The organism is Paenibacillus oryzisoli (assembly GCF_001653565.1).
GTDB lineage: Bacteria > Bacillota > Bacilli > Paenibacillales > NBRC-103111 > Paenibacillus_E > Paenibacillus_E oryzisoli.
The window spans coordinates 49,925-62,047 of record NZ_LYPB01000060.1 but is presented as its reverse complement, the minus strand read 5'-3'; the positions used below and the strand labels follow the sequence as shown (position 1 = coordinate 62,047).

At 48.8% G+C, this 12,123-nt stretch carries 7 protein-coding genes; 1 reads left to right on the top strand and 6 read right to left on the bottom strand.

Annotation, left to right across the window (positions count from 1 at the left end; all coding sequences use genetic code 11):
- Nucleotides 1-14: 14 nt before the first annotated feature.
- From A8708_RS12565 to A8708_RS12555, 3 genes are all read right to left on the bottom strand, one after another.
- A complete protein-coding gene (locus A8708_RS12565; RefSeq protein WP_068663830.1) occupies nucleotides 15-1,664 on the bottom strand; it encodes an FAD-binding dehydrogenase in 1,650 nt (549 codons plus the stop codon).
- A gap of 120 nt (nucleotides 1,665-1,784) precedes the next feature.
- Nucleotides 1,785-3,512 carry an AAA family ATPase gene (locus tag A8708_RS12560; protein WP_082927458.1) on the bottom strand — a complete coding sequence of 576 codons (1,728 nt, stop codon included), beginning with the start codon at nucleotides 3,510-3,512 and terminating at the stop codon, nucleotides 1,785-1,787.
- A 92-nt stretch (nucleotides 3,513-3,604) separates the two neighbouring features.
- Nucleotides 3,605-3,895, bottom strand: coding sequence for a hypothetical protein (locus A8708_RS12555; protein WP_082927457.1), 291 nt, complete (start codon nucleotides 3,893-3,895; stop codon nucleotides 3,605-3,607).
- A 413-nt stretch (nucleotides 3,896-4,308) separates the two neighbouring features.
- Here A8708_RS12555 and A8708_RS12550 point away from each other — a divergent pair, with 413 nt between their 5' ends.
- Complete coding sequence (locus A8708_RS12550) at nucleotides 4,309-6,471, top strand: S-layer homology domain-containing protein (protein WP_068663828.1); 2,163 nt, start codon at nucleotides 4,309-4,311, stop codon at nucleotides 6,469-6,471.
- 649 nt (nucleotides 6,472-7,120) lie between these two features.
- On the opposite strand, the gene A8708_RS12545 is transcribed toward A8708_RS12550, so the two are convergent.
- The 3 genes from A8708_RS12545 to A8708_RS12535 all read right to left on the bottom strand — a co-directional run bounded on the left by A8708_RS12545 (nucleotide 7,121) and on the right by A8708_RS12535 (nucleotide 12,102).
- On the bottom strand, nucleotides 7,121-8,227 hold the full coding sequence (locus A8708_RS12545) for a rhamnogalacturonan acetylesterase (RefSeq protein WP_082927456.1): 1,107 nt from the start codon (nucleotides 8,225-8,227) through the stop codon (nucleotides 7,121-7,123).
- Between the two features lie 18 nt (nucleotides 8,228-8,245).
- Nucleotides 8,246-9,442 (bottom strand): FG-GAP-like repeat-containing protein, encoded by a 1,197-nt coding sequence (locus A8708_RS12540; RefSeq protein WP_157264746.1) that lies wholly within the window; start codon nucleotides 9,440-9,442, stop codon nucleotides 8,246-8,248.
- 95 nt (nucleotides 9,443-9,537) lie between these two features.
- The gene (locus A8708_RS12535) at nucleotides 9,538-12,102 is read right to left on the bottom strand and encodes an exo-rhamnogalacturonan lyase family protein (RefSeq protein ID WP_068663824.1); all 2,565 of its coding nucleotides are present in this window, start codon (nucleotides 12,100-12,102) and stop codon (nucleotides 9,538-9,540) included.
- Nucleotides 12,103-12,123 lie beyond the last annotated feature (21 nt).

Genomic DNA, 12,123 nt, shown 5'->3' with positions numbered 1-12,123 from the left:
GCTGCTGAACCCATTCAGCTCTTCGCTACAGCTCGTCCCGCAACTCGGCCGGTAAATAAGCACCCTCCGAGAAATGTCCCCTCCAAAGCGCGATACCCATGAAGTCCACCGCCTCCAAAGCCGCTTGCCTCTCCGGCAGCATAAAGTCCTGGAATCGGTTCTCCCGCTTGATTCAATACGCTACCGGATAAGTCCGTTTGCAAGCCGCCCAACGTTTTACGGCTCACAATATTCAATCGCACAGCAATAAGCGGGCCTTTCGCAGGGTCCAGTAGTCGATGCGGTTTGGCAACACGAATTAATTTATCACCAATATAATGGCGAGCGCCTCGAATCGCCGTGATTTGCAGGTCCTTCGTAAACTTATTTATAATTTCCCGATCTCTAGCTTTTACCTGCCGTTCAATATGAGCATAGTCTAGCAACTTTTCCTCCGTCAATGCATTCATGCCCGTGACCAGTTCAGCCAATGTGGAAGCAACGACGAAGTCCTCTCCCTTATCCATAAAAGCTTGCACCGGCGCCATCGCTCCTGGCAGCGCTCTAGACAACACTTTACGTATACTTTTCCCCGTCAAATCGGGATTCTGTTCAGAGCCTGACAAGGCAAATTCTTTTTCAATGATTTTCTGAGTCAAAATAAACCAGGAATAGTCGTAGCCTGACTTTTGAATCGCATCTAACGTGCCTAATGTATCAAATCCAGGAAAGTTTGGTGAGGGAAAACGCTGACCACGCGCATCTAACCACAGTGAGGATGGTCCCGGAAGGATACGAATACCGTGATTATGCCATACGGGATTCCAATTCTTGATCCCTTCCGTGTAGTGCCACATCCGGTCGCGGTTCACAATCCGACCTCCGGATTGCTCCGTAATGGCGAGCATGCGCCCATCAACATGAGCAGGCACACCAGAGAGCATCCGCTTGGGCGCTGCACCCAGCCGACTCGGCCAATATTGGCGAACTAACTCGTGATTGGCACCTATTCCGCCACTACACACGACAACCGCTCCCGCACGGTATTCGAAGTCGCCAATCACGTCACGCGAACTTGCTTCCCCACGAGCCGCAGAGCTAGGGACAAGCACAGATCCGCGAACGCCTGCGATGGCGCCGCCGCTTTGAATGAGCTCGTTCACACGATGACGTGGATGATAGATGACACGACCTTCTTTGATGTACGCGCGAATACGCTGCTCGAATGGCGCAATGATGCCAGGACCTGTCCCCCAAACTATGTGAAAACGAGGCACAGAGTTGCCATGTCCATCTGCCAGATAGCCTCCGCGTTCCGCCCACCCGACAACGGGGAAGAAGCGAATCCCCAGGGCATGAAGCCAATCGCGTTTCTCACCAGAAGCGAACTCAACATAGGCCTCTGCCCACTTGCGGCCCCAGTAATCCTCGTCGTCTTCACGATCAAAGCCTGCTGAACCCTGCCAATCCTGCCACGCCAGTTCTTGTGAATCTTGGATACCTAACCGGCGCTGCTCCGGAGAATTCACCAGAAATAAACCGCCGAACGACCACCAAGCTTGTCCGCCAAACGATGCTTCTGGTTCCTGATCCAGGAGTAGCACCCTTTTGCCAGCATCCGCGATCTCTACCGTTGCCACTAAACCCGCGAGTCCTGCTCCAACCACAATAGCGTCATAGTCCATGATCGAGTTCTCCTTTGCGTCCCGTCTTGATCGTCATTTGTTCGAAAAAAGATTGCCCCTTTGTTAACCGATAAGGCCAATTAGGAGGCAATCCTTCAAACATGGCATGTTCTTAACCTTTTATAACTCTTCATCCGTTTCCAATAGTTGCTGTTCAGTTGTTGGAGGTGAAGATGACTTTTTAGGAGCGGGAGGGACAACCTCGATAGCTCTAGCCTTGGTGTCACCATACAGTTGAACAAATATTTCTTCAACCTCATCGCCAGTTAAATCTTCCCGCTTCAGCAACTCTTCTGCAATCTTATGGACGAATTCTGAATATTCAAGAACGAGTGCCTTAACCTGTTTCATTTGCTCATTCAACAGCTCATTAATCTTCGGACGAAGTGTTTTGAGTCCATCCACGCGAGAGCCAACTGCAAGGAAACTAAACAACTCATCCCCCATACCCATCATGCCCAAGTATGCACCCGCCACCTCAGTAGCACGCTGTAAATCAGATGTAACCCCATTCAATTTCTTATGCAAGAATTCATCCTCTACTGCACGCGCAGCAAGACTTACCTGAATGGATACGAGCATCTCGGCATCCGTTTGGAGGTGCCGCTCATGGTTCTCTTTCGTAGCCGAGAGTCCAAGCGCACCACCACGACGAACAATGGTTACTTTCCATACTCGCGAGTGAGGCTTTAGTAAAAATTGAGCTACCGCATGACCAGCTTCGTGATAAGCAATACTGCGTTTCTCGTCGTCTTGCATGGACCGATAAGGCTGTTTAAGCCCCCATTCGTAAGTTTCCATCGCAGCACGAAAATCTTCATAGCTGGCCGCTTGCGCACCGCGCTGATGTGCGAGTACGACAGCTTCATTGACGATATGTTTAATCTGCGCCGGGCTGTAACCAATGGAATCAAGACCTGCCTTTTCGGCGGTTAGCGTAGCATCCATCTTAACCTTTTTCAAATAGTATTGGAAAATATCAACTCGACCGTCATAATCCGGGACATCCACCCAGAGTTGGCGATCGAACCGACCTGGCCTGAGCAAAGCGGAATCGAGTACATCAGGCAAGTTAGTAGCTGCTATCGTAAGGACCGGCGGGCGTTCTGCCTTTTTGCGGCGCAGCCCTAGAGCGCGCAGCATCTTTACAATTTTGGACGTATCAATATTAGGTGGGTCCATCTGCAGGAGCAGCTCATTCAGTAGGCCTGAACCGCCGCCCATGCCCATCATCCCCATGCCCATACCGCCACCGCCGCCTTGACGGCTCATACCGATCGCATCGATCTCATCAATAAAGATGATACAAGCACCATAGACACGTGCAAGTTTGCGGGCTTTTTTATAAATTCCCATGACTTTCAGGTTGCCTACACCGAAGAACATATTCTGAAAACTTGGTGCAGACGCATAGGCAAAAGGAACCTGAGCTTCATTCGCAATAACCTGGGCTAAATATGACTTCCCAGTACCTGGCGGTCCACAAAGCAATAATCCGCGAATCGCTTCGCCACCCATTTCCTTGAACTCCCTAACACCTTTAAGCAGGGTAACAATTCGCTTCGCATTTTCGACAATCTCAGGATTTCCACGATAGTCATCCCATGTCGATCCAGTCTCTCCAGGCAGAATCCAATAAGTTCGCCCTCGAGCAAGAAACCAGAACAGCGCAACAAATTGAATGATCATGAAGGCCATAGCGAATACGAGTTGCATTAATAAAGTCGCAACACTTATCGCAATCCCCCAAGCGGTTGGCCCACCTGCCCATAGCAGCCCGCCAAACAACACGATGGCTGCTAGCCAGAGGATTAACTTTCGCCATCTAATCCATTGATAACTCCTCATGGCTACACTTCCTTCCTATGATTAAGTTTGAGTATCCCTATGAAAAAAAAGCATACATGTTGGCCCCGCTAGAAGCAGGGCCACGGCGACGATTATTGGAATTTCTTAATGATATCGAGCACGTACTTCGCCATGACAGCGAGGCCGCAAATGAAATAAAAAATCACCACTATCCAGCCTGTTGGATCGAAAGAAATCATAGATAATAGAACCGTCAGTGGCAGTACATAGTATAGGACATCTTTCAAGTAACCTAACACGACTGTAGGTCCGAAGGAGCCCACCCAAAAGGATTTGAAGAACGCAATAAGAAAATCAATGATCATAAACCCAAAAATGCCCCAAATCGTGTAAATTATCCAGCCCTCAAGTGAATTTGTCACTTTTCATCACCACCTTCCTACATACTATGCTAGGAATTTGGACGGGTGAAGGACCCGTAGGCTAGAACGATTCGATTGAAATATTTCATTTCTATTACTTACTTCATTGGGCTTTATATTCCTTCTCAATGCGGGTTGTTTTAAGAAAAATATATTACTTTTTTTTGGAAATAATTCCGAAGCATGCGGTAGAATCTTTGAAAAACAGCAAGAAATATCTTCTAAATTGCGAAAACGCAACCAAGCTAATGCTATTCAGCAATAACACGGAAACTGATTTTCCTTTTTTATAAATCAACACCCAGAAAAATCCATCTACACCCGAATACTGTTACTAAGTTTGACTCGCATAATCACACACCGCAGGGTCGCAATTTTCTACTCATATATTTTATTAAGGAGAGAAGAAAAAGATGAAGCATTTGCGTATGAAGAAACTGCTTATCCCTACACTGGCCCTTAGCCTTGTTATGACGACTGGCACAACGGCTTTCGCACAGAACGGTCGGGATCACAACGATGATCGGAACAGTAACGCACGTCAGAATTTTGACAAACGCCCGCAAAACGCAATTAAGTTTGATTTCAAAGATATCAAAGGCAAAGAATTCGAATGGGCTTTAAACTACATTATGAGTCTCGTCTCTAGACGTATTTTCGATGGGTATCCCGATGGTACTTTCAAACCACAAGAAACAGTTACACGCATTGAGGCCATTACGGCGGCTGTAAGGTTAATGGGGCTTCGCGATCAAGCTGAATCCGATGCAGAAAAAGCGACGAAACTCAATTTCCTTGATGCCGCCAGTGTACCTTCTTGGGCCGTCGGGTATGTAGCTGTTGCCTTGGAGAATGATCTCTTCACCGAATCGGATACGATCGTCAACCCGAATCAGCCTGCTGATCGCCTCTGGGCTACAACGCTGCTTGTCAAAGCACTGAAGCTTCAAGACGAAGCTGAAGCCAATATGAACGCAAAGCTACCTTTCTCCGATTCGTCTGCCGTTCCTGCTGGTTCGGTGGGATATGTCAAGGTGGCCGTTGACAAAGGTCTTGTGAACGGTTTTGAGGATAATACATTCCGCCCCAAACAGCTCGTAACACGCGCGCAAATTGCTGCCTTATTAGATCGCGCAGGGAATCAATTGCCGGGTAGTATTGAGGGGCTTGTTACAGGAACTGTGGTAGCACCTGTCAACGGCAATATCTTAACCGTCCGTACGAACGGTCAGAACATTAATTTGACATTGCATCCCGATGTATTTATTTATCGAAATGGCGCCAAGGTCAGTCCTTCCGCTTTGCAAACTGGGGATGTCCTCAAGATTCGTTCCAACGACAACTCCATCATTTATATTGAAGTTTCCCAGCCCAATGGAGGTAACCCGACAACGCCAACACAAGCCATAGGTGTGAAGACAGGCATGGTAACTTCCGCGATATCCGGGAATACGATCACCCTTTTAATCAATGGGCAGACGATTTCCCTTCCTCTGAATAGCAACGTGCTTTACTTCCGTAATGGCGCTCAGACGACAGCCGCAGGCTTGCAAGTAGGTGACATCGTCACCACTCGCTCCTACAACTATGGGGTCAGTTATGTAGAAGTGACACAAGCCGTGGGCACAGTTGGGACACCAACGAATTTGGCATCGACTATCATTGGTACTTTGACTTATCCCATTAGCGATAATACATTGCTGCTAACCACGTCGGCCGGGCTTCAAGGCGTCTCACTGAACAGTACTACCATCATTTATAAAAATGGTGCCTTTACAACTCTTTCCGCGCTTCAAGTAGGCGATGTTCTAACAACTTACGCTTATAATCATACGGCAGCGGTTATTGAAGTAACCAAAAGTGTCTCCCCCGTCACTACGACAGGCGAGATGACCGGAACTGTTTCTGGTCAAGTCAGCAACAATTTACTCACACTCACGAGTGCCGGACAGTCATATAGCCTGCAGCTTCATGCGAACACTTCCATCTACTCGGATGGTGCTCAAACGACAAGTGCCGTGCTGCAACCGGGTCAAGTCATTAAAGTCCATTACTATAATGGCGTTGTGCTCCATGCCGAAATCCTTCAGCGAGCGGATGGTACATCGGTTACCCAGCCAAACATTGCCCAATTCACAGGTACGGTCATTTCAGCAACGAACTCTGTCGTCGTGATTGTCAATGGCAACCAAGCACAAGCGGTTAATGTAAACGACAAAGCTTTCATCTATCGCAGCGGTACTCAGGTCAGCGGTTCAGCCTTACAAGCAGGTGATATTGTCAAAATCCGTTCCTACAACAATTCAGCCATCTATGCGGAAGTCACGCAGCTGACTAGCGGCAACAATCAGAACTTCAGTGTATCTGGTACATTTAACAGTGTAACCTTTACGAATCAAGGCAAGATTGCCACGATTACCATCAACCAAACTGGAACCAATGGAAGCAACGTGACGACAACTTACAACGTGTCCTCATCTGTGAGTATTACAGGTAACATGTCAAATATGGTGCAAAATCGCGCCATAACCCTGCAAGGCACCGGAGCCTTGATTACAAAGATTAACATTCAGTAGGAAGTAGCTAAAGGAAAGAAGCCCTCGCTGCAACCACGAAAGTGGTGGAGGGGCTTCTTTTTTGCGTGAAGTGATAAGCAAATGTGCCGTGATGGTACAGCCTCCTACGCTGATCGCACAGATTTGGCGTCGAACTGTGCTGATATGGTTCTGATATGGTTCTGATATGGTTCTGATATCGTGCTGAGTTGCTTCAAAAGTGCAAAGATACATCTTTTTGAGTCGAAATGACCTCGCTAGCTAGAATGCGTGCAAAAAGGCAACTATTTCTGGAGATGTAGACCATTTGGACTCTTTTTGCTCCGAAAGATTGCCTATTTGCACTAATTTTCCATATTCGAGCCCGTTTCACTGAAAATAAGTGTATTCTCGCAACTTTGACCATTGATTATAGTATGGCAGGTGCGGGGGTGGGGGAATTTTTGAGTCATTTCATCGCTGTAACGGTGTTTTTCAACGTTACAGCTTGCACGCGAGGCGGGACGAGCTCTTTTCACCGCTGTAACGCGGTTTTTCAGCGTTGCAGCGCATCTCGCGCACCAAATCCCCCATCCCCCGCTGCAGCCACACAGATTCACATAAAAAGGAGCTAAGCACAAAACACGCTTAGCTCCTTCTCACATCTATACAGGCAACGGTGTCCCCTGCCTCATCGCAAATACAAGCTGAGCGGCTGCAGCTTCAAGTCTTTCAAGCCAGCGTGAACCAGCTTCGCGACTTCAACTCCGCCTAACTGCTGGAAATGCGTGTTATCTTCCACGCCGTCAGGGAAATTCAAGAACTCGCCTGGGGCCAGCCACATGAATAATCGCTTCGTCCCTTCTGGCCCTAATGCTTCAAACAAAGCTTTGCTGCTAGCAGCAAGATCGATCAAGGGCACTTCTTCCGCTGCCGCCAACTCGCGCATAGCAACCAGATAATCGCCGTGCGTATCCCGCAGCGTGCCATCTTCCTCGAAAAAACGCCGTTGCACCGACGTGACCAGAATCGGATAGGCGCCTCGCTCGCGAGCGCCGTCGATATAGATTTTCAATGTTTCCTTGTAGGAGGAAAATGGCTCCGTAAACCGCGCTTCATCGGGCTTCTGGTCATTATGACCGAATTGGATAAGCAGGTAATCGTGTGGCTTGATGCGGCTCCAAATCGTATCCAGGACACCTTCGCCGATAAAACTTAACGAGCTCCTGCCCGACAAGGCATAATTCGCCACCGCCGCATCCCCTTTGACGAAAAGCGGGAGCATTTGTCCCCAGCCTGCATACGGATACCCGTCTGTCGGTTGATCGGTCACAGTAGAATCCCCTGCTAGAAACAATGTACAAGTTGTGGGCACAGACTCGATTTCTAGCGCATTGATGCGCGGTGCTCTCCCTGTGAACGTCAGCTTTAACTGTGCATCCGCGACCCAGACAGAGAAGCTTGTGCGCACAAAATGTCCCGCTGACGTACGTTGCTTCTGAAGCATCAGCCTTCCTTCACCAGTCGTGATCGTTGTCTCCGTTTCTGCAATCTCATCGCCCAACAGAACTGAAACACGGTAGGTCCCATCCGGAACATCCACTAGAAACGAAGTATCCAGCGGAATGCAGAAGTCTCTACGCAACGCACCTGGCTCGTCCCGATCTTTCGCATGAACATTCTTCACATTGTTAAATCCATAGCCAACCGCTTTCTCATATTCAGTATGCGGCGTAATCTTGGTATATCCTGACTCCGGGTTACCTACTCCGAAATCGAACTTTAACACATCTGTCATCGTAAAAATCCTTTCTCTTCATAACGGAATTTCACCGCCAGGATATAAGGTTGAGCTAGACAAGCGTTTGGGCTGCGGCAATGCTCTGCCGGATCGTCCATCGCTCAGTACAAGCGGTTTACAAGCATAAATGGCGGCTGTGTCGTCATTATAAATAATCACTTGCTCTGTTCCGCTACCACATACATCGGCATGTACAGCATATCCATTTAGCGGAAATTCAACAACAACGTTCATCTCACCATCATATAAGGATGGCCAGACACCGCCGCCTCTGCGATAGGCCAGTATCAGATCTGCGGAGTCGGCTTCCCAGCCACGGATCGGCTCAATAATCGTCAGCCAGCCGTCTGTTTGACGGTCTTCCTTCCAAATCTCAACACCTTCGCAGTCCAGCAAAAACAAACCATCCTTCCCCTTCAATCCCTTTCCGTCATCCTCACGGACAATTCGATCCAATCCTGCAATCTGCAACCCTGGTTTATCTATGCGGAATCTCCCCAAGGCAATATGCTGCGATTCAATAGATCCTTCATAGCGCCACAGTTCTTTCCCGAAGCGGTCATACATTACCGTAACACTGCCGCCGATCACAAGTTCAGGATGACCATCTCCATTCACATCCCCGACCCAGATACAGTCGGCATGATCCTCAAGATCTTTGCAGCTCCACAGTTTCTGACCATCATGATCCAAGAGATCATAACCAGCCATGACCTCGTCTTTCCCGTCACCATCCAAATCATAAACCCATGGGAAATGCCCAGGGTTACCATGATGTGTCCAGAGTAGATTAAAATGACGATCCATCGCCCACATCGTGTGATAACGGTCTTTGAGAATAATGTCACTGGCAAATGCCCCACCCGTCAAATTCGCTACAATAATGCAATCATGGGCATGTTCATGCGGCAGCCCATAAGAATTCTTTACCTCGCCACTCGCCCCATCCAGGATGAGAAACCGCCCATCCATCACACATAGTACCTCTAAGCGACCATCGCCGTCGATGTCAGCAATCTGTGCGGGATAGTCTGATCCTGCACTTCCTGCATTCGCATCTGGCTTGCCTGTCTGCCACAGCAGATTGCCCTCTAGATCAAAGGCCGTCAGGCATTGCACCTGATGGGGAATATAGCGAACATCCTGCCGATTGTCAGGATGCACTAGCAGCATCTCCATGCGACCGTCACCGTTCAGGTCGCCTAGAAGCATTTTACAACGCGGACCCGCCGAACGAATATCTAACGTACCTAATAGATAAGGCTCCTTGCACGTACGTCCCACAGCTCATCTCTCCTCAATTTCGTCTATTGGGGTAACCAATCTGATATAAGCTCAAGTGCAATAATCGTATTCAAGGACCACTGTGCGGCCTCATTCGTATTCATCCAATCGATCTCTTGCAAGGTATCCACGTGCGCGACAATGGAAGCCTCCTGCTGAAGATCAACCTTAGCAAACGCGTTTCCGAGTAAAATAGTCCAACACTTTTCTGCGGTCGCATCATCCCTTTTATAAAATGCGCCATACGCCGTAATCGCTGCACTGAGCACAGGATGCTCGAAATTTTTCGTGGATATCTGACCATTGGTCAGCTTATCCTTCTCCTCTTGTGTTTGGTTATAATAGACGCCGAGCTCCGCCATCATGTTTTCCCATTCAGGGTCCTTCAGCATACCAGCAAGCTCAAACCATACCTGCGGGCCTCCCATACATATGGCCAAATGTCTGCCCCAGTTATCGTCACCAAGTGGCGAAAGGACACCTGTTTTGGGATCATATCCATAAGTTGGTCCTGAGATTAGACCATAGTTGGCGTCCTTAATACAGTTGATGCCCACCAAGATTTTGTCCCGATAAGAGGTATCCTCATAACGCTCCCAACGCGTCATCCAATTCGAGCTAAAAGCCGCCCAATCCGGCCCTACACGGATATGCGTAGGATGTTCATCCTTCGGAAAATAAGCACGCATCGGATCCAGGTTCACCGTCGTGAAATCCGAATCACGCACTTCATCCATGATGTCTCCGATCCGCTCATCGGCAGTCAAATAGTAGAAGTACCGATGCAAGCCCGCCATCCCAATACGAGCTTCCTTGCAGCCGCAGCCCCAATGAACCACATTATGCCTGGAGCCGAGTCCCGCGTATTCACCGAAATGGTACAAGTCAACTTCGCTCGTGTGCCGAGTCATCGCTTCTGCCATCCGGAAGATATCCGCTCGCCCCGTACGAAGGAACATAACCCAAAGCCACATGTTTGGTGCTAGTTCTGTATTTTGCCAGGCACAGCCACCTAAATCATAATTCCATACATGCCTTACTGGGTCATAACTATGCATGAAATCGCCATAATCCCAGAAACCGTACCACTTCCGTTGCTCAACTTCATCTTGATAAAAGGTAATAATGCCATCCAACCGACTTTCCAACTGCGCTTTCACTGCATGACTACGGTCTGGTAAACTCCAGTAGCCGAAAGCCCTCGATTCGTGATAATACGCAGGCTCGCAAATGAGTAACGAGGGATTGTGCACTTCTTCCTGCATATGCACCAAAAGCGCTGCATCCGGCGTTTCATGCGTACACCACAGCATCAATTCACTCGTATTTGCTATACCATATGGTGTAGCACGCAATTCCTCGGCCCCTTCATACGAAGATTCCACGTGTGTTTCTGTATCATAATGACGAAGATCCATCGCTGTCCCATCGGGTGACCACAGCCAGACCGTAAATGTAGCCTCCGCCCCCGCTGTACCGTGTACCTCCAAGCTAGATGGATGCTTCTCCCAGAAATGACGCAACCCCACCGCTAAGCCGCCGCCTTCGCCGCCGACATAGCCTAGCCCGCCAGCGCGCGCACCGTCTGTCACTTTGACCCAGCTGCAACCTGTCTTCGTCCGTTTCCATATCCGATAATGCTCGGATGAATCTTGTACGAGTTTGAAGCTATCCCATGTTGCCGAATCATCCAACAGCCCTAGGAAATACCCATCCTCTGCGGGGTCGAATACGGTTAACTCACCTGCCGTTTGACTTTCAAATAGCTCCCTATACTTTCCTTTGGTTCGACGCGTATGTAACGTTTTGGGTGATTCGCTGAAATATCCCCGATCCCCTGCCAAACGGATATGTCGATTGTATTGGGCACCTCTCATCGGCACCGTGAAGCGAATGCCTAAGCCTTTAATGAAATCCTCATGGGGATTTCCATCATAATGAAACGTATGGACGAGTTTAATCGTCTCCTGCCCTGCATACACATACATTCGCAGTGAAAAAGGCAGCCACTCTCTTATTCCCGTCGATGAGCGTAACCTGCCGTCTAGCTTAACGACAGCTCGAATCGGTCCGTTTTGTTCAACAACGGCGCGTAAGATACAGCTTTCGAAAGTTTCCTCGCGACTTATCCGAACACCTGACGTTTCGCTCAGTTCTTCCATCAAGCCGATCAGCACGCCGCCGCTGCATATCTCGTTGCCCTCACGAACGATACTGCGAAGCCACTGTTTTCCTTGTTTGCCTATTATACATTGCATGACGCCTGTATCGAGCGTTATGGTATCGTCAGTTTCGGTTACAGTCACACGATAAACCGGATCAGGTCCATTACCTTTGCGAATGGCACAATTCCCATCTAATCCGGAAAGAGTTGCCGCATGGGCAGACCACTTCACACTGCCATCCGGCCAGTAAGCAGTCGGCCAACTTTGTACGGGTACAGCACTATTACCCCCATCCGTTTCCAAACGTAACGATTCATCACGTCTAAGTTCACCTTCGCGCCAAGGTATTCCCCACGTTATCCCTACAGGCTTTGACGCCTCTTTGTTCAACCAATTCAGCTTAATTGCCAGATCCGAAGCCAAGCGATCATCTCCTTTTCACAT

Coding starts and splice junctions, on each gene's coding strand:
- A8708_RS12565 (WP_068663830.1), bottom strand. CDS start 1,664: ATGGACTATGACGCTATTGTGGTTGGAGCAGGACTCGCGGGTTTAGTG.
- A8708_RS12560 (WP_082927458.1), bottom strand. CDS start 3,512: ATGAGGAGTTATCAATGGATTAGATGGCGAAAGTTAATCCTCTGGCTA.
- A8708_RS12550 (WP_068663828.1), top strand. CDS start 4,309: ATGAAGCATTTGCGTATGAAGAAACTGCTTATCCCTACACTGGCCCTT.
- A8708_RS12545 (WP_082927456.1), bottom strand. CDS start 8,227: ATGACAGATGTGTTAAAGTTCGATTTCGGAGTAGGTAACCCGGAGTCA.
- A8708_RS12540 (WP_157264746.1), bottom strand. CDS start 9,442: ATGCTTCTAGGCGACCTGAACGGTGACGGTCGCATGGAGATGCTGCTA.